15 protein-coding genes are annotated in these 18,775 nt (G+C 67.7%); 8 read left to right on the top strand and 7 right to left on the bottom strand.

From position 1 onward, the window contains the following. Positions 1-239: 239 nt before the first annotated feature. A complete protein-coding gene (gene metE, locus V7787_RS48150) occupies positions 240-2,519 on the top strand; it encodes a 5-methyltetrahydropteroyltriglutamate--homocysteine S-methyltransferase (protein ID WP_336094777.1) in 2,280 nt (759 codons plus the stop codon). A 647-nt stretch (positions 2,520-3,166) separates the two neighbouring features. Here the strand turns inward: metE and gap are convergent. Next, the gene (gap, locus tag V7787_RS48145) at positions 3,167-4,171 is read right to left on the bottom strand and encodes a type I glyceraldehyde-3-phosphate dehydrogenase (RefSeq protein WP_336094776.1); all 1,005 of its coding nucleotides are present in this window, start codon (positions 4,169-4,171) and stop codon (positions 3,167-3,169) included. A gap of 250 nt (positions 4,172-4,421) precedes the next feature. On the opposite strand from gap, the gene V7787_RS48140 reads away from it, so the two are divergent. The 6 genes from V7787_RS48140 to V7787_RS48115 all read left to right on the top strand — a co-directional run bounded on the left by V7787_RS48140 (position 4,422) and on the right by V7787_RS48115 (position 8,930). Next, positions 4,422-5,045 (top strand): OmpW/AlkL family protein, encoded by a 624-nt coding sequence (locus V7787_RS48140; protein ID WP_336094775.1) that lies wholly within the window; start codon positions 4,422-4,424, stop codon positions 5,043-5,045. Positions 5,046-5,192: 147 nt separating this feature from the next. Then, positions 5,193-6,044: a S1/P1 nuclease gene (locus tag V7787_RS48135; RefSeq protein ID WP_336094774.1), complete on the top strand. Its 852-nt coding sequence runs from the start codon at positions 5,193-5,195 to the stop codon at positions 6,042-6,044. A 65-nt stretch (positions 6,045-6,109) separates the two neighbouring features. Further along, positions 6,110-6,628: a hypothetical protein gene (locus V7787_RS48130; RefSeq protein WP_336094773.1), complete on the top strand. Its 519-nt coding sequence runs from the start codon at positions 6,110-6,112 to the stop codon at positions 6,626-6,628. Positions 6,629-6,732: 104 nt separating this feature from the next. Then, positions 6,733-7,521: a molybdate ABC transporter substrate-binding protein gene (gene modA, locus V7787_RS48125; protein WP_336094772.1), complete on the top strand. Its 789-nt coding sequence runs from the start codon at positions 6,733-6,735 to the stop codon at positions 7,519-7,521. Positions 7,522-7,545: 24 nt separating this feature from the next. Further along, complete coding sequence (gene modB / locus V7787_RS48120; protein WP_336094771.1) at positions 7,546-8,238, top strand: molybdate ABC transporter permease subunit; 693 nt, start codon at positions 7,546-7,548, stop codon at positions 8,236-8,238. Continuing rightward, positions 8,235-8,930, top strand: coding sequence for a molybdenum ABC transporter ATP-binding protein (locus tag V7787_RS48115; protein ID WP_336094770.1), 696 nt, complete (start codon positions 8,235-8,237; stop codon positions 8,928-8,930). The genes modB and V7787_RS48115 overlap by 4 nt, the downstream gene beginning before the upstream one ends. A 153-nt stretch (positions 8,931-9,083) precedes the next feature. On the opposite strand, the gene V7787_RS48110 is transcribed toward V7787_RS48115, so the two are convergent. Together V7787_RS48110 and V7787_RS48105 are read right to left on the bottom strand one after the other, a co-directional pair. Continuing rightward, positions 9,084-10,331 carry a M56 family metallopeptidase gene (locus V7787_RS48110; RefSeq protein WP_336094769.1) on the bottom strand — a complete coding sequence of 416 codons (1,248 nt, stop codon included), beginning with the start codon at positions 10,329-10,331 and terminating at the stop codon, positions 9,084-9,086. Next, entirely contained in the window at positions 10,318-10,689 is a 372-nt protein-coding gene (locus V7787_RS48105) for a BlaI/MecI/CopY family transcriptional regulator (RefSeq protein ID WP_336094768.1), read from the bottom strand. Before V7787_RS48105 ends, V7787_RS48110 begins: the two co-directional genes overlap by 14 nt. 85 nt (positions 10,690-10,774) lie before the next feature. Here V7787_RS48105 and V7787_RS48100 point away from each other — a divergent pair, with 85 nt between their 5' ends. Beyond that, on the top strand, positions 10,775-12,769 hold the full coding sequence (locus V7787_RS48100) for an acetyl-CoA hydrolase/transferase C-terminal domain-containing protein (RefSeq protein WP_336094767.1): 1,995 nt from the start codon (positions 10,775-10,777) through the stop codon (positions 12,767-12,769). A 16-nt stretch (positions 12,770-12,785) separates the two neighbouring features. On the opposite strand, the gene V7787_RS48095 is transcribed toward V7787_RS48100, so the two are convergent. The 4 genes from V7787_RS48095 to V7787_RS48080 all read right to left on the bottom strand — a co-directional run. Beyond that, positions 12,786-13,922: an acyltransferase family protein gene (locus tag V7787_RS48095; RefSeq protein WP_336094766.1), complete on the bottom strand. Its 1,137-nt coding sequence runs from the start codon at positions 13,920-13,922 to the stop codon at positions 12,786-12,788. Between the two features lie 250 nt (positions 13,923-14,172). Then, positions 14,173-16,170, bottom strand: a complete 1,998-nt coding sequence (tkt, locus tag V7787_RS48090; protein WP_336094765.1) for a transketolase — start codon at positions 16,168-16,170, stop codon at positions 14,173-14,175. A gap of 357 nt (positions 16,171-16,527) precedes the next feature. After that, positions 16,528-17,907, bottom strand: coding sequence for a dicarboxylate/amino acid:cation symporter (locus V7787_RS48085; protein WP_336094764.1), 1,380 nt, complete (start codon positions 17,905-17,907; stop codon positions 16,528-16,530). Between the two features lie 427 nt (positions 17,908-18,334). After that, the coding region (locus V7787_RS48080) for a hypothetical protein (protein ID WP_336094763.1) at positions 18,335-18,775 on the bottom strand (441 nt) is incomplete at its 5' end.

The raw sequence follows: 18,775 nt of genomic DNA, 5'->3' as shown, positions 1-18,775 counted from the left end.
TCAAAGTCCCGAGCCCGAAGACCTGCCGCGACCGGAAGGTCCGCCTTCCGCCCGACTCCGGCCCGCGCGGCGCCGGGCGGCGTGCGCGCACGTCGTCCCCGCCATTCGGACCGGTTCGCCCGCGGGGGCGAAGGTCGAAGCCAAGGTTCGCGAACAGTCCGGCGCTCGTGCGCGCGGGCGGGCGCGGCCGTGGTTTCCTTCGTTGCCCTGCTCATGCCCACGCATCGCAGGTACTCATCATGATCAGCGTCACCCCTCTCGGCTTCCCGCGCATCGGCGCACGGCGCGAGTTGAAACAAGCCCTGGAATCGTTCTGGAAAGGCGACAGCGACGCGCAATCGCTGCAAGCCACTGCCGCATCGCTGCGCGAACGCCATTGGCGGCTCGCCCGCGAAGCCGGCGCCGACCTGGTGCCGGTCAACGACTTCTCGCTCTACGACCACGTCCTCGACAGCGCCGTGCTGTTCGACGCCGTGCCCGCCTCGCACCGCGCCGCGTTCGAGGAAGACCCGCTCAGCGGTTACTTCGCCCTCGCCCGCGGCCTGCAGGACGGGCGCCGCGATCTGCGCGCGCTGGAAATGACCAAGTGGTTCGACACCAACTACCACTACCTGGTGCCGCAGTTCGAGGCCAAGCAGCGCTTCGCCCTCAGCGGCGACAAGCCGCTGGCGGAACTGGCCCAGGCGCGCGCGCTCGGCATCGCGGCGCGGCCGGTGCTGTTGGGCCCGGTGTCGCTGCTCAAGCTGGGCAAACGCAACGACGGCGGCGATCCGCGCGAGCTGCTCGACAACCTGCTGCCCGCTTACGCCGAACTGCTGGCCAAGCTCAAGGCCGCCGGTGCGCAGTGGGTGCAGATCGACGAGCCGACCCTGGTGCTGGATCTGGACGACGCCGACCGCGCCGCGTTCCGCCGCGCCTATGCCGCGCTGGCCGAAGTCGATGCGCCGCGGCGCTTGCTGACCACCTACTTCGGCGCGCTCGGCGACAACGCCGGTCTGGTCGCGCAGTTGCCGGTGGAAGGCCTGCATCTGGATCTGGTGCGCGCGCCGCAGCAGTTGGAAAGCGTGCTGCCGCTGTTGCCGGAAGACCGCGCGTTGAGCCTGGGCGTGGTCGACGGCCGCAACATCTGGCGCGCCGATCTCGACGCCGCGCTGAGTTTGGCGCGCCGCGCCGGCGCACGGGCGCAGTGGCTGGCGCCGTCGTGCTCGCTGCTGCACGTGCCGACCGACCTGGACCTGGAACGCAAACTGCCCACGCCGCTGAAGCACTGGATGGCCTACGCCAAACAGAAGATCGAGGAACTGCGCCTGCTCGCCGACGCCCTGGGCGGCGACGCGCGCGCCGAAAGCGACTTGGCCGCGGCCGCCAGCGCCCGCGCCGCGCGCCTGGCCTCGCCGCTGCTGCGCAACGCGCAGGTACGCAAGCGCCTGGCCGCGATCGAGCCGTCGATGGCCGACCGCGCATCGCCGTACCCGCAACGCGCGCGGGTGCAGCAAGAGCGGCTGAATCTGCCGTTGTTCCCGACCACCACCATCGGCTCGTTCCCGCAGACCGCGCAGGTGCGGCGCGCGCGCGCCGACCACAAGGCCGGCAAGATCGACGACCAGGCCTATCAGGCGTTCCTTGAGAACGAAACCGTGCAGTGCCTGCGCGAGCAGGAAGCGCTGGGCATCGATGTGTTGGTGCACGGCGAGTTCGAGCGCAACGACATGGTCGAATACTTCGGCGAGCAACTCGACGGCTTCGCCTTCACCGCCCACGGTTGGGTGCAAAGCTACGGCTCGCGTTGCGTGAAGCCGCCGGTGTTGTTCGGCGACGTGTCGCGGCCGCGGGCGATGACGGTGGACTGGACGCGTTACGCGCAGTCGCAGACCCAGCGTCCGGTCAAAGGCATGCTGACCGGTCCGGTGACGATCCTGCAGTGGTCGTTCGTGCGCGACGACCAGCCGCGCGCCGACAGCTGCCGGCAGATCGCTTTGGCTTTGCGCGAGGAAGTGCTGGATCTGGAAGCGGCCGACATCGCGGTGATCCAGATCGACGAACCGGCGCTGCGCGAAGGCCTGCCGCTGCGCCGCGCCGACTGGCCGGCGTATCTGGCCTGGGCCGGCGAATCCTTCCGTCTGGCCGCCAGCGGGGTGAAGGACGCGACCCAGATCCATACTCACATGTGTTACGCCGAGTTCAACGACATCATCGACGCGGTCGCCGCGCTCGATGCCGACGTGATCTCGATCGAGACCTCGCGTTCGCGCATGGAGCTGCTGGATGCGTTCGCGCGTTATCGCTATCCCAACGGCATCGGGCCGGGGGTGTACGACATTCACTCCCCGCGCGTGCCGAGCGAGGCGGAGATGAGCGAGCTGTTGGACAAGGCCTTGCAGGTGCTGGAGCCGGCGCAGGTGTGGGTCAATCCCGATTGCGGCTTGAAGACTCGCGGCTGGCCGGAAGTGCGTGCGGCGTTGCAGGCGATGGTGCAGGCGGCGCGTGGGTTGCGCGAGTCTGTGACGGAAGCGGCGTAAGGCCTGGAGCAAATCCCCCGCGCGAGCCGGCAAGTACAGGCATCGGACGTTCGCGGCGCGCAGCCCCCTTTTGCAAAGGGGGCGAATTCCACAGCCGCGTCGTTCCCCACTACCGCCGCGCAACCGTTCCCCCCTTTGAAAAAGGGGGGCTAGGGGGATTTGCTCTTAAGCTCTTGCAACGTTAAGCCCCGAAGCAAATCCCCCGCGCGAGCCCGCAAGTACAGACATCGGATATTCGCAGCGCGCAGCCCCCTTTTGCAAAGGGGGCGAATTTCACGGCCGCGTCGCTCCCCACTACCGCCGCGCAACCGTTCCCCCCTTTGAAAAAGGGGGGCTAGGGGGGATTTGCTCTTAAGCTCTTGCAGCGTTAAGCCCCGAAGCAAATCCCCCGCGCGAGCCGGCAAGTATAGACATCGAGCATTCGCAGCGCGCAGCCCCCTTTTGCAAAGGGGGCGAATTTCACGGCCGCGACGCCCTCCCCACTACCGCCGCGCAACCGTTCCCCCCTTTGAAAAAGGGGGGCTAGGGGGGATTTGCTCTTTGCCTCAACCACCCCGCCCCACAAACAAAAAGCCCCGCAACCGCGGGGCTTTTCATCGAACGACGCCCCACCCGGCACGCCGCCCTATCAACCACAGGATCGCGGCTTACTTACCCGCAACCACCTTGACCATTTCCAGACACTTGTTGGAATAGCCCCACTCGTTGTCGTACCAGCTAACCAGCTTGACGAAGGTGCCGTCCAGCGCGATGCCGGCTTCGGCATCGAAGATCGAAGTACGCGCATCGCCGCGGAAATCGGTCGCCACCACCTTGTCTTCGGTGTAGCCCAGCACGCCCTTGAGCGCGCCTTCCGACTGCGCCTTCATCTCCGCGCAGATCTCGGCGTAGGTGGCGTCCTTGTTGAGCTCGACGGTCAGATCGACCACCGACACGTCCGAGGTCGGCACCCGGAACGACATGCCGGTGAGCTTCTTGTTGAGTTCCGGGATCACCACGCCGACCGCCTTGGCCGCGCCGGTGCTCGACGGAATGATGTTTTCCAGAATGCCGCGGCCGCCGCGCCAATCCTTGTTGCTCGGGCCGTCGACGGTCTTCTGGGTCGCGGTGGCGGCGTGCACGGTGGTCATCAGGCCGCGCTTGATGCCCCACTTGTCGTTGAGCACCTTGGCCAGCGGCGCCAGGCAGTTGGTGGTGCACGAAGCGTTGGAGACGATCGCCTCGCCCTTGTAGGTCTTGTCGTTGACGCCGTAGACGAACATCGGCGTGTCGTCCTTCGACGGCGCCGACAGCACCACCTTCTTGGCGCCCGCGTCCAGATGCTTTTGCGCGGTGACCTTGTCCAGGAACAGGCCGGTGGATTCGATGACGACTTCGGCGCCGACTTCGTCCCACTTGAGGTTGGCCGGATCGCGTTCCTGGGTCAGGCGGATCTTGTTGCCGTTGACGATCAGGGTGTTGCCTTCGACCTTGACCTCGCCCTTGAAACGGCCGTGGACCGAGTCGTACTGCAGCATATAGGCCAGGTAGTCGGGCTCGAGCAGATCGTTGATGGCGACGATTTCGATTTCGCTGCCGAAGTTCTGCACGGCCGCGCGCAGGACGTTGCGTCCGATGCGGCCGAAGCCGTTGATGCCTACCTTGATCGTCATTAGAGGTAACTCCTGCGGCCGCCGGGGCGGTGGGAAGTGGGGAAACCGCCATTCTAGCAAGGCCGTGGCCGGCGCCGCAGTCCGACACCGTTACCCGACCGGAGTCGCAGAACCACACATGCCCCACCCGGGACTGCGACGGAAATCAAGGTTTACCGTTCTGCGGCGTATTTAGAGTGCCCGCACAGGCGACTCGCCTGTTCAGCAAACAACGATTCCCGGCACTCATCGACCACAGGGGACTCAAGGAATGAACTATCGTCTGATCGGCGGCGCTCTCGCCGCGGCTCTGGCCTGCGCGGCCCAACCGGTGCTGGCGCAACAGGCCGGCACCTACACCGTCGGCATCGGCGCGCATCAGGTCCAGCCCAAATCGAACAACGGCAGCGTCCTGAGCGGCACCGCTCAGCTGGAGATCGGCGACAACGTCCAGCCGACCTTCACCTTCGAGTATTTCCTGCGCGAGAACCTCGGCATCGAGGTGCTGGCGGCCACGCCGTTCAAGCACGACATCGATATCAAGGGGCTGGGCAAGGTCGCCACCACCAAGCACCTGCCGCCGACCTTCTCGCTGCAATACCACTGGAACAGCCAGGGCACGGTCTCGCCGTTCGTGGGCGTCGGCGTCAACTACACGACCTTCTTCAGCGAAAAGACCACCGGCGCGCTGCGCGGGGCCAAGCTCAAGCTGGAAGACTCGGTCGGCGTGGCCGCGCACCTGGGCGTGGATTTCATCGTCAACGAGCGCAGCTCGATCCGGGTGGACGCGCGCTGGATCGACATCAGCTCCGAGGTCAAAGTCAACGGCACCAAGGTCGGCAAGGCGCAGATCGATCCGACCGTCTACGGCCTGGCCTACGTGATGAAGTTCTAAGTCGCGCGGTGGCGATGCCGTAACCCAAGGGCCGCGCCCGCTAACCGGGCGCGGCCTTCGCGTTTGTCGCGGGCTCGGGCTCGTCCAGGCCCGCGCCGCCAGCTTCGGACAGCGGCGCCGGCCGCACGCTCCGGTACAGTGCGCGCCATGACCGCCACCCACACTGCCAACGCTCCCGCCCGCCGCCTGCTCGGCGCCGCCCTCGCCCTGCTGTGCCTGCCGCTGCCGGCGCTGGCCTGGGGCCCGCAAGGCCACCGCCTGGTCGCCGCACTGGGCTGGGAAGGCCTGACCCCGGCCGCGCGCGCCGAGGCGACCGCGCTGCTGGCCGGCGAACCCGATCCGACCCTGCCCGGCATCGCCAACTGGGCCGATGAGTTGCGCGCCAACGACCCCGACCTGGGCAAGCGCAGCGCCAAGTGGCACTACGTCAATCTGGCCGAAGACGATTGCCATTACGACGCCGCCCGCGATTGCCGCAACGGCGACTGCGCGGTCGCCGCGATCGCCGCGCAGAGCGCGATCCTCGCCGACCGCGGCCGCCCGCGCGCCGAACGCCTGCAGGCGCTGAAGTTCGTCGTCCACTTCGTCGGCGACGTGCACCAACCGCTGCACGCCGGCTACGCCCACGACAAGGGCGGCAACGATTTCCAGCTGGCCATTCCCGGTCAGCCCGAACGCCCCGACGGCTACGGCAGCAACCTGCATTCGTTGTGGGACAGCAGCATGCTCAGCATGAGCAAGCTCAACGATGCGGCCTACCTGACCCGGCTGCGCAAAATCGCGGTGCCGCAGGTGCGCGGCGCCGGCCTGCCCGCCGATGCGGCCGGCTGGGCCGAAGACTCGTGCAAACTGGTGCTGCAACCGGGTTTCTACCCGCCCACCCACAAGCTGGACCCGAGCTACGTGCAGACCTGGCGCCCGCTCGCCGAAACCCAGTTGCGGCTGGGCGGCGAACATCTGGCGCAGGTGCTCAACGCGGCGTTGGCGCCGGGGCGCTGATCCGCGGATAGCGCGGCCGACGCGCACAGCCCGGAACGTCCGCTCGATTCTTCAGGAGCACCGCCATGGACCACCGTCGCACGATCCGCTCGCGAGTGTCGCTCGCCCTGGCCCTGGCCTTCGCCTCGGTCGCCTTCGCCCATGCCGAAACGCCGCATAAGCACGACGCGGCCAAGCCCGCGGCACCGACGGGGCCGGTCGAGGTGAAACTCGATGAGTCCGTCATCGCCCGCCTGCCGCAACTGACCGCCCAAGGCGAAGCCCACGGCCGCAAGCTCAGCTGCGAAGGCGTGGCGCTGCACGAGTTGCTGCGCGCCAGCGGGGCGATGCCGGCCGAGCCGCTGCGCGGCGCGCAGTTGGCGCGAGTGGTGGTGGTAAGCGCGCGCGATGGCTATCGCGCGGCGTTCTCGCTGGCCGAGCTCGATCCCAGCCTGGGCAATCGCCAGGTGCTGCTGACCCGTCGTTGCGACGGCGCCGCGCTTGCCGCCGACGACGGCCCGTGGCGCCTGATCGCCCCGGGCGAAGCGCGGCCGGCGCGCTGGGTGCGGCAGGTTGAGTCGATTCGGGTGGTGGACGCGCTCTAACGCGGGAATCAGAACGCCGGCGCGGAAGCTCCAGGTTCCCACGCCGCTACGCTGTCGATCACCGCTTCGCGTTACCCTCGCACCAACTCAATCGGTCCGCCCCCATGAATCCGATCCGCCGCCGCATCGTTGGCGTCCTGTGCGCCTTCGCCCTCGCCTGCACCGCGCTCGCCGCGCCCGCGCAGACGCCCGCCGAACCGCTCACCGTATTCGCCGCCGCCAGCCTCAAGGAATCGCTGGACGAAGCCGCCGCGGCTTACCAGAAAGCCACCGGGCAAACGGTGCGGGTCTCCTACGCCGCCAGCTCCGCGCTCGCCCGCCAGATCGAACAAGGCGCGCCGGCCGACGTGTTCCTGTCCGCCGACCTGGATTGGATGGACTACCTGCAAGAGCGCAAGCTGATCGCGCCATCCAGCCGCCGCAACCTGCTCGGCAACACCCTGGTGCTGATCGCGCCCAAGACCAGCGCCGCCAAGCCGGTCGCGCTCAAGCCCGGAGTGAAGCTGCTGCCGCTGCTCGGCGAAGGCCGCATGGCGCTGGCCCTGACCGCGAGCGTGCCGGCCGGCAAATACGCGCGCGCGGCCTTCACCTCGTTGGGCGTGTGGGATCAGTTGCAGCCCAAGGTCGCCGAAGCCGAGAACGTGCGCGCCGCGCTGATGCTGGTCGCGCGCGGCGAAGCACCGTTGGGCGTGGTCTACGGCAGCGACGCCAAGGCCGAGCCGAACGTGCGCGTGCTGGCGACGTTCCCGGCCGACAGCCATCCGGCCATCGTCTACCCGGTCGCGGTCATCGCCTCGGCCAAGCACACCGGCGCGGCCGGATTCGCGCAGTGGCTGCACGGCAAGGACGCCGCCGCGATCTTCCGCCGCCGCGGCTTCGCCCCGCTGCCCTGACGGCCGGCCGCGCACGCTTCGCCGATGCCCGATTTCAGTCCCGCCGAACTCACCGCGATCGCGCTCAGCCTGAAGGTCGCCGGCGTGGCCACGCTGTGCAGCCTGCCGTTCGGCGTGGCGATGGGTTGGCTGCTGGCGCGGGTGCGTTTTCCCGGCAAGCTGCTGCTCGACACCTTGATGTACCTGCCGCTGGTGTTGCCGCCGGTGGTCACCGGTTACGCATTGCTGCTCGCGTTCGGCTCGCAAGGGCCGATCGGCCGCTTGCTGTCGGAGTATCTGCACATCAGCATCGCGTTCCGCTGGACCGGCGCGGCCCTGGCCAGCGCGATCATGGGATTTCCGTTGATGGTGCGGGCGATCCGCCTGTCGATCGAAAGCGTCGACCGGCGTCTGGAACAGGCCGCCTCGACCCTGGGCGCCAACCCGTGGCGGGTGTTCTTCGGAGTGACCTTGCCGCTGGCCTGGCCGGGGCTGATGGCCGGCGCGGTATTGTGCTTCGCCAAGGCCCTGGGCGAGTTCGGCGCGACGATCACCTTCGTCTCCAATATCCCCGGCGAAACCCAGACCCTGTCTTCGGCGATCTGGGGATTGATGCAGACCCCCGGCGCCGAATCGGGCGTGCTGCGCCTGGCCCTGGTCGCGGTGGCGATTTCCTTCGCCGCGGTGTTGGTGTCCGAATGGCTGGTGCAGCGCCAGCGCGCGAGCGCACAGCGATGAGCGCGGCGACCGGTCCTCAAGCGACGGACGCATCGGCGTCGAGCGAATCGACAGCCGACGACGCGACGCCCAGCTTCGACATCGATATCGAACTGCGCCGCGGCGGTTTCCGCCGCAGCTTCTCGATCCGCGGCCATCAGCGGGTGATCGCCGTGGTCGGCGATTCCGGCGCCGGCAAGACCTCCTTGTTGCACGCCATCGCCGGACTGCTGCGGCCCGATCGCGGCCACATCGAGATCGCCGGCCGGCGCCTGTTCGACAGCGCCGCGCGCGTGGACCTGCCCGCGCACCGGCGCCGGATCGGTTACGTGTTTCAGGACGCGCGCCTGTTTCCGCATCTGAACGTGCGCGGCAATCTGTTGTACGGCCTGCGCGGCGAGGCCGCGCGCGAAACCCGGTTCCAACTCGACGCCATCGTCGAACTGCTCGGCATCGCCCCGCTGCTGGCACGCGGCACCGCGTCTTTGTCCGGCGGCGAGATGCAGCGCGTCGCGCTCGGCCGCGCCCTGCTCTCGCAGCCGCGGATTCTGCTGCTCGACGAACCGCTGTCGATGCTCGACATGAACCGTCGCGAGGAACTGCTGCCGTATCTGCAGCGGGTGCGCGACGAAACCGCGCTGCCAATGATCTACGTCAGCCACTACCCCGAGGAAGTGCGGCGCATCGCCGACGAGGTGCACAGCCTGGCATGAGGCGAGAACGGATACCGGGCCGCGGACCCGGTATCGTTCGCGCCGACACGCCGATCGGCTTCGCCGCGGCCGTTGCCGCTTTCAGCCGCCGGTTGCTCGGATCGCAAGCCTCTTGCCGCCCACGCAGGGCGATGCGCGCTGAACGCGACGCGATTAACGCGCCGGCGCCGGAATCGAAGTTGCGTCCGCGGGCGGCACCGGCAGCAGCGAGCCATCGGGCCCGACGTAGCGGTTCCCCGCGAAGATGCGCGGGTTGGCGCTGGGCACGAAAGTCACCCGATCGACATCGAAGCGCGGCTCGGTGCCGCTTTCCATGCCCGCCAGTTCCATTATCGTGGCGACCGGAACCCGGTCGAATTTCATCGTCGTGTTCTTGCGGTCGTCCAGCGCTTGCGGATTGACGATTTGCAGGCCGGCTTTTTCCGCAGCATTCATCGCGATCATCCTCGACGTCCACTTCGACATGGTCAGCGTGGTGTCTAGGGTGATCTGCCGTTCTCGCGGCGACAGCGACGGTTGCGCGGCCCAGGCCGCGGCGCCGGCCAGGCCGCCCAGCGCGAGGATCAATAGCGCGCCGGCGACGCGCCGCGGCCTGGTGTGGGTTTCGCGTTTGAGCATTTCGATTCTCTCCCGTAACGGATGGGTGGAGCCCCAGTGGCAGCCCAACGGCGTGACCTGCGCCGCGAGCTGGGTCGTGAACATGGCTTGCGCGTAAGCGCGGCGCGCTTGCGGATGGCGCGCGATGACGCGCGCATCGCAGGACAGTTCCTGATCGTGACGGAAGCGCGCGGCGGCGTAGTGCAGCAAGGGGTTGAACCAATACAGGCAGCGCAAGGCCATCGCCAATGCGTTGAAGCCAAGGTCGCCGCGCGCGATATGCGTCGCTTCGTGGGCGCGGATCAGCGCCTGTTGTTCGGCGTCGTAGCGTTGTTCGAAATCGTCCGGCACCACGATCTTCGGCCGCAGCAGTCCGAACGCGGCGGGCAATCCAGCTTGCGCGCCGGCCTGATGCGTGCCGTCCCCGCGCGGCCGCAACGGTCCCAGGCCGCGTTGAAAACGGCGCTGGCGCCATACCGTCAGCAAGGTCATCGCCACCGCGCCGATCAACCACAGCACGCTCAGCGCCAGCCACGGGTCGGCGTTGGGCGAATGGGGAACCGGCGCGGTCGTCGGCACCGCTCCACCGGCAACCACGATCCAGTTGCCCGGCACCAGCGGACGCGGCGCGGCCGGGAGCAACACCGCCAACGTCGTCAACGGCACCAGCCACCACGAAGCGTAGGCCAGTCCCGCGCCGAACCAGCGCAGCAATGGCCCGCGCAGCAGCAGCACCAGCACGGTCGCGGCGCTCATCGCCGCGCTGGTTTCCGCCAGCAGACCGATCAGCTCAACGTGATTCATCGTCGATCTCCTCCAAGAGTTTGCGCAGTTCGGCAATGTCCTTGCGGCTGAGCTTTCGCTGTTCGCTGAAGTGCGCGACCAACGGCGCCACGCGCCCGCCGAACAAACGCTCCAACAAGCCTTGGCTTTCATCCAGCACCCAGTCTTCGCGTCTGAGCACAGGCGCGTACAAATAGCGCCGGCCGTCTTTTTCGGCGCGAATGGCGCCTTTGTTCAACAAGCGGTTGAGCAAGGTCTTGACCGTCGCTTCCTGCCAGGAGCGGCTGTCGGCCAGCGCGGCGACCACCTCTTCTGCGCTCAGCGGCTGGCGCTGCCACAGCACGTCCATCACCGCCGATTCGGCTTCGCTGATCTGCATCGTTTACATCCGTAATTTTTATTGAGATTACACCTGTAAACGTAAATTGCAAGCAACGATATGCCCGGATTGCGATACTGGTCGCATGAACGAACCCGCCCGCTTCGAATCCCTGGCCGACGCCGTCGATTTCCTCTATCAGCGCCTGGACGGCGCCCTGCACGTCGGCGCGCCGTTGGGCCTGGGCAAGCCGCACCGCCTGCTCAACGCGCTGTACGAGCGCGCCGAACGCGAGAGCGCGCGGCCGCTGCACTTGTACACCGCGCTGTCGCTGGACCCGCCCGGCGCGGGCAAGGGACTGGAAGGCCGCTTCATCGGGCCGTTCGCGCAGCGCCATTTCGGCGACGACTTCCCGCGCTTGCGCTATGTGCAAGCGCTCAAGCGCAACGCCCTGCCCGCGCACATCGAGATCGAAGAGTTCTACCTGCAATCGGGCGCGCTGCTCAATGCCGCGGCGGCGCAGCGCCGTTACGCCAGCCTCAACTACACCCACGTGGCGCGCGCGCTGGCCGACCGCGGCGTCAACGCGGTGGTGCAGAAGGTCGCCGCCGACCCGGCCGGCGGCTCGCGCCTGTCGTTGTCGTGCAATACCGATCTGACTTTCGATGCGATCGACGCGATCGTCGCGCGCGGTCTGCCGCGGCCGCTGCTGATCGCCGAAATCGACCCGCAACTGCCGTGGCTGGGCGGCAGCGCCACGGTCGAGCCCGGTTTCTTCGACGCCATCGTCGCGCCGCCGGGGCCGCATCCGAAACTGTTCGGACTGCCGCGGCAACCGGTCAGCGATGCGGATTATGCGATCGGGTTTTATGCCAGCACGCTGGTGCGCGATGGCGGTACTTTGCAGATCGGTATCGGCACCTTGGCCGATGCCTTGTGTCATGCGCTGGTGTTGCGGCATACCGACAACGCGGCGTATTTGCGGGTGATTCGGGCCTTGGGCGTGGCGGTTCCGGCGCCCGATGGCGCGGTTTCGGGCAACGATGACCTACGGCGCGGTAGTAACGCGAAGGCGCCAGTTGCGCCGCTCGGGTCATTTGAGCTTGGGCTTTTTGGCTGTTCGGAAATGATCAACGAAGGCTTCCGCCGCCTGGTGGAAGTCGGCGTGATCAAGCGCAAGGTCGTCGACGATCTGGAGCTGATGCGCCGCCTGCACGACGGCAACGCCAGCGCCGACGACCACCAGCGCCTGGAGCGCGAAGGCGAATTCCTGCAAGGCGGCTTCTACCTGGGTTCGCCGGATTTCTACGATTGGTTGCGGCGCATGCCCGCAGAGCAGCAACGCGGCATCAGCATGCGCCGGATCAGCGAGGTCAACGAGCTCTACGGCGGCAACGAAACCCTGGAGCGGCTGCAACGGCGCGATGCGCGGTTCTTCAACAGCTGCATGATGGCCACTGCGCTCGGCGCGGCGGTGTCGGACACGCTCGACGACGGCCGCGTGGTGTCCGGCGTCGGCGGCCAATACAACTTCGTGGCGATGGCGCATGCCCTGCCCGAGGCGCGTTCGGTGCTGATGCTGCGCGCCACCCGCGAATCCGGCGGACAAGTGCGCTCCAACGTGGTCTGGAACTACGCGCAGACCACCATCCCGCGCCATCTGCGCGATATCTACATCACCGAGTACGGCATCGCCGATCTGCGCGGCAAGACCGACGAAGACTGCATCGCGGCGATGGCCGCCGTCGCCGGCGACCCGTTCCGGGTGCCGTTGCTGATGCAGGCGATGGACAGCGGCAAGCTGCCGCGCGCGACCCCGCGCGTGAACGCGGACAACACCGCGCAAGCGCTGGCCGCGAAACTGGCGCCGTTTCGGGCCGAAGGCGTGTTGCCGGACTATCCGCTCGGCAGCGACTTCACCGAAGTGGAGCAGCGCCTGGTCAAGGCGCTGGGCTGGCTGAAGGCGAACACCGCCACGCGCGGGGCGAAGCTGAGCACGGTGTGGCGAGCGCTGTGGACTGCGCCAAGCGGCGACAACCAAGCCATGCAACGCATGGGACTGCAGCAGCCGTCCACGCTCGGCGAGCGCCTGGAAGCGCGTCTGGTGACGCTGGGGTTGCGCGAAACCCAAGCGCGCTGAGCCTCGCAGCGCAGCTTCAGTAAGCCGCGCCGCTCGCGGCGTCGGCGCGTTTGCGCGCGCGCAGGCGCGCGAGCAGCCGGTGGCCGAGGCGGATGCCGGGCTTTTCGATGAACCGATAGGTCAGCCACGCCGCCGGCACGGTCAGGGCCAGACTCAGCGTGAGACAAGCCAGATAAGCGATGCCGTCGGGCAGCGCCGCATAGAACTTGGCGAACACGCCGTACAGGCGCGAGACCAGGAAGGGATGCACCAGGTACAAGGAGTAGCTGATCGCGCCGAGGAAGCAGGTGACGCGGTTGACCAGCAAACGATTGCTCGCCAGCAGCAACCCGAGCAGCATCGATCCGTAGAACAGCGCCGCCAGGAACCAGGTGTTGTCCGACAGCAGCGGGATCGTCGGCAACACGCCGTAGAACAAGCCGCCCAATCCCGCCAATCCGGCCAGCAACAGCGCCACGCCGATCGCGCTGGCCCGCCGCTGCGGCAGCCCGCGCATGCGCCGCCACAGTTCGAACAGCACGCAGCCCAGCGCGAACACCGGCATCTGGCTGATCAGGCCGATATGCGCGCCGAAGTGCGCCAGCCCCGCCGGCAAACCGGTTTTCGCCCACGCCGCGAACAGATAGCTCAGCACCAGCAACGCCAGTTGCGGCCACAGCCCGCGCAAGCGCATCGCGATCAGCGGAAACAGCGCGTAGAACAGCATCTCCACGCCGATGGTCCAACTGCCCATGACGATGCCCTGCTGCCACTGCGCCGACAGGCCGAACAGCAGCGAATAGTTCCAGGCCGCTTCCACGTAGCTGTACAGCGGCGCCGGGCGGAACTGGTCCTTGAACACCATGACGCTCAACAGCACCAGGATCAGCGGCGCGATCCGGAACAAGCGGCTCAGGTAGAAACTGCCCAGCGGCATTCCGCTTTCGGCATGCCGCGGCCAAGTCAGACACAGCGAGAACGCGCTCATCACGAAGAACAGCGCCACGCCGGTGCCGCCCATGCCGACGATCGGCAACGCCGCGGCGGGCACGGCCAGATCCGGCTCGGGCATGGCCATGACGTGGAAGATCACCACGTACAAGGCCGCCAGGCCGCGCATGGCGTCGAGTTGGGGCAGGCGCGGTTGCGACTCTGACAAAGATTGCTGCGGCATACGACTGCGCTACCTGCGATGCGGAGCGGTCCGCGCCAATGCACGACCGCTCCAGGGCTACACCACCGGCAGCGACCGCCGGATCATGTCGCGGGCGCCGGGTCCGGAGGTTCCTGGACACAAAATACGTGCCATTTTGCATCGCGCGAAAACAAAAAACCGAGGCGTCTCCGCCTCGGTTTTCGGTTTGCTACAACTCGATTCAGCTGGTGCAGACGCGGCCCGCGGCCGCGTCGAAACCGCCCCGGCCTCAGCTCAGCGCTTTGGCCACCGCAACCACCCGCTCGACGGTGAAGCCGAAATACGGGAACAGCGCCTCGGCCGGCGCCGACGCGCCGAAGCGGTCGATGCCGACCACCGCGCCGTCCAGGCCGACGTACTTGCGCCAGAAGTCACTGATGCCCGCTTCGATCGCCACCCGCTTGCGCACCGCATTGGGCAGCACCGAGTCGCGGTAGTCCTGCGGCTGACGGTCGAACACGTCGGTCGAGGGCATCGACACCACCCGCACCTTGACGCCGTCGGCGCTGAGCGCGTCGGCGGCCTGGGTGGCCAGACCGACTTCCGAACCGGTCGCGATCAGAATCACCTCCGGCGCGCCGTCGCTGTCGCGCAGCACGTAGCCGCCGCGCGCGATCTGCGCGACTTGCTCGGCCGAACGCGGCTGATGGGTCAGGTTCTGGCGCGAGAAGATCAGGCAGCTCGGACCGTCCTTGCGCTGGATCGCCGCGCTCCAGGACACCGCCGACTCGACCGCGTCGCACGGGCGCCATACGTCGTTGTGCGGGATGTAGCGCAGCGAGGCCAGATGCTCGACCGGCTGATGGGTCGGGCCGTCTTCGCCCAGGCCGATCGAGTCGTGGGTGTAGACGTGGATCGCATGCGCGCCCATCAGCGCGCTCATGCGCACGGCGTTGCGCGCGTAGTCGCTGAACACCAGGAAGGTGGCGTCGTAGGGAATGAAGCCGCCGTGCAGTTGCAGACCGTTGCTGATCGCGGTCATGCCGAACTCGCGCACGCCGTAGTACACGTAGTTGGCGTTGGGATCGGTGCTGGCGACCGACTTGCTGCCCTTCCACAGGGTCAGGTTGGAATGGGCCAGGTCGGCCGATCCGCCGATCAGTTCCGGCAGCAGCGGGGCGAAGGTTTCGATCGCCATCTGCGAGGCCTTGCGCGAGGCGATGGTCTGGCCGTCGGCCTGCAGCTTGGCGACGTAGGCATCGGCCTGGGCGACGAAATCCTTGGGCAGATCGCCGGCGATGCGGCGCAGCAGTTCGGCCGACTCGGCCGGGAACTGCGCGGCGTAGGCGTCGAAGCCCTGCTGCCAGTTCGCCTGCTCGGCGGCGCGATCGCGCGCGCGCCAGCCGGCGTAGATGTCCTGCGGAATTTCGAACTCGGCGTACGGCCATTGCAGCGCGGCGCGGGTGGCGGCGATTTCGTCCTTGCCCAGCGGCGCGCCGTGCGAGGATTCCTTGCCGGCCTTGCCCGGCGAGCCGAAACCGATGGTGGTGCGGCAGCAGATCAGGGTCGGCTTGTCGCCGTGCTTGAGCGCGGTGTCGATGGCGGTCTTGATCTCGACCGCGTCGTGGCCGTCGACGTTGCGGATCACCCGCCAGCCGTAGGCCTCGAAACGCGCCGGGGTGTCGTCGGTGAACCAGCCGTCGGTGTTGCCGTCGATCGAAATCTTGTTGTCGTCCCAGAACGCGACCAGCTTGCCCAGGCCCCAGGTGCCGGCCAGCGAGGCGGCTTCGTGCGAGATGCCTTCCATCAGGCAGCCGTCGCCCATGAACACCCAGGTGCGGTGATCGACGATGGCATGGCCTTCGCGGTTGAAGCGCTGCGCCAGCAGCTTCTCGCCCAGCGCCATACCGACGGCGTTGGCGAAACCCTGGCCGAGCGGGCCGGTGGTGGTCTCGATGCCGGGGGTTTCGAAGTTTTCCGGGTGGCCCGGGGTGCGCGAATGCAGCTGGCGGAAGCGCTTGAGCTCTTCGATCGGCAGGTCGTAACCGGACAAGTGCAGCAGCGCGTACTGCAGCATCGAGCCGTGGCCGTTGGAGAGCACGAAGCGGTCGCGGTTGAGCCACTTCGGATCGGCCGGGTTGTGGCTGAGGTAGTCGTTCCACAGCACCTCGGCGATGTCGGCCATGCCCATCGGCATGCCCGGGTGACCGGAGTTGGCGGCCTGCACCGCGTCGATGGCGAGGAATCGGATGGCGTTGGCGAGTTCGCGGCGGCTGGGCGTCGTCATGGGCGTCTGCGGCTGAGGGCGGAGCGGGAAGGCCGGGCCAGGAGCGAAGCGGGCGGACCGGCGAAGAACCGCCATTGTCCCATCCCGGGCCGGCCCTGTCGCCCCGAAGCGTGCGCCGGGACGCCGGATTCAGGCTTCGCCGGCCCGCTGGCGCGGCCAAACGGCAGGATCGGCACGCTGCTTCGACGGCCTCCTGTAGGAGCGGCGCGAGCCGCGACCGCGGGGTTTCGTGCTCGCGCCGCAAGCGGGCAACCCCGCGGTCGCGGCTCGTGACCGAAGGAAATCCCGTGGGACGCCGCTCCTACAAGAGGCGGCCGTCACTACGAAAAAGCCCGCCGGAAGGCGGGCTTTTCGGACTCAATCGGCCAGTTGCTCGGCCGGCGGGTCTTCGACCCCACGCGAGACCATCGAGGCGATGGCGATATCGCCGGTGACGTTGAGCGTGGTCCGGCACATGTCGAGGAAATGGTTGACGCCGAGGATCAGGCCGATGCCTTCCGGCGGCACCTTGACCATCGCACAGATCATCGCCACCACCGGCAGCGAACCCGACGGGACGCCGGCCGTGCCGATGCCGCCGAGGATGCACACCAGCATCACCATGACCTGCTGGCCCAGGGTCAGATCGACGCCGAAGAACTGGGCGAGGAAGATCACCGTGACGCCTTCGAACAGCGCGGTGCCGTTCTGATTGGCGGTCGCGCCGACCGTCAGCACGAAGCGCGATACGCGCCGCGGCAGCTTGAGTTCGTCCTCGGCCACGCGCAGCGCGGTCGGCAGGGTGGCGTTGCTGGAGGCGGTGGAAAACGCCAGCACCATCGCTTCCTGCACGCCCTTGAAGAACTCGATCGGCGAACGCCCGCCGATGAATTTGATCGCCAGCGAATACACCACGAACAAGTGGATCGCCAGCGCCGCCACCACCACCAGCACGTACTTGGCCAGCTTGAACAGCAAATCCCAGCCGAACGCCGAGGCCAGGTTGAACATGAAGCAGAACACCGCGTACGGCGCCAGCTTGATCACCAGGCCGATCAGGGTCATGGAGATATCGAACAAGCCCTGGATGCCGTCGCGCAGCGTGTCCACGGCCTTGGACTTGGTCAGCACCATGCCCACGCCGATCATCAGGGCGAAGAACATCACCGCCAGGATCGCGTCGTCCGCGGCGGCCTGGATGACGTTGCTGGGCACGATCGAGACCAGCATCTGGATGCCCTTGGGCGCATCGGTGCTGCCCTTGACGATGCTTTGCGCGCGCTCGGCGTTCTCGCTCATCAACTGCTGGGCCTGGGCCGGATCGACGCCGGCGCCGGGCTGGAAGATGTTGACCATCACCAGGCCCAGCACCACCGCCAGGCCGGACATCACCACCGTCAGCCCGAGCGTGCGCCAGCCGACCCGGCCGAAGGAGCGGATATCGCCCATCTCGCTCACGCCCATGACCAGGGCCGAGAACAGCAGCGGGATCACCAGCATGAAGATCAGGCGCAGGAAGATCTCGCCGGCCGGGCCGGTGACCATTTCGGTGAACAGCTTCAGCAACGGGCGGCATTGCCAGCCCAGATCGACGCCGGCGCCGGGCGCCGGGCAGGCGTTGCCGGCCAATTGCGCCCAACTGGCGCCGCCGATCCCGGCGGCGTAGACGATCAGCCCCAGGATCAGGCCGGCGGCGAAGCCGATCGCCATTTTCCAGTGCAGCGGCAGTTTCTTGCCCGAAGTGAGGGTTTCGCTCATGAATCCGGCCTGGCCAAAACAATTCGGCAGGATACACCAGGGGTTCGACCGGGCCGTTCTGGGACTTGGGACTTGGGACTTGGGACTTGGGACTTGGGACTTGGGACTTGGGACTTGGGACTTGGGACTTGGGAAGCGGGGCACGGGACGCCCTCACCTACCGTCATTCCCGCGAAGGCGGGAATCCAGTGCCTTTCGGGCGAGAACGTTTGAAGTCGCTGGATTCCCGCTTTCGCGGGAATGACGTCCTGGTGAGATGGCGCTGAAGTCTCTGGATTCCCGCCTTCGCGGGAATGACGACCTGGAGGGATGGCGCTGAAGGTTCTGGATTCCCGCATTCGCGGGAATGAGGCCCTGAAAGGACGGCGACGAAGGCTACGAATCCACGGCTCCGCCCACGTCCGCTACCCCGGCCCCAAACCGGCTCCTACCCCTGCCGCGACGGATACAACGGCGGCAACGCCGAGGCCGTTTCCGCCTGCGTCTGCCGCCACTGCGGCGGCGTCGCGAACGCCGCGCGCAGCAGGTTGCGCGCAGCCACGCCGTCGCCGCCGCCCCAGCGCGCGCGGCGCAGGGCCTGCACGGCTTCGCGTTGCGCCGGATCGGCCAGGCGCTCGACCAGTTCGTCGTCGTCGGCCGCCGGCGGGCGGGCCAGACCGCGCAGAACCCCGGCGATGCGTTCGAAATCGCCGGTGTCGATGAGCTGGCGCAAGGCCGGCATGTTCAACGCCAGCGAGGCCGGCGCGCTCGCCGCCGCCGGCCCGGCGTCGACCGGCGCGAACGCGCGCTGCGGCTGGCTGCGCAGATGCAGGGCCCAGACCAAGGTGGCCAGCCACAGCAACGCGAACAAGCCAGCGGCAATGGCCCA

This window comes from Pseudomonas sp. CGJS7 (assembly GCF_036961695.1).
This window is presented reverse-complemented; position numbering and strand designations above follow the sequence as displayed.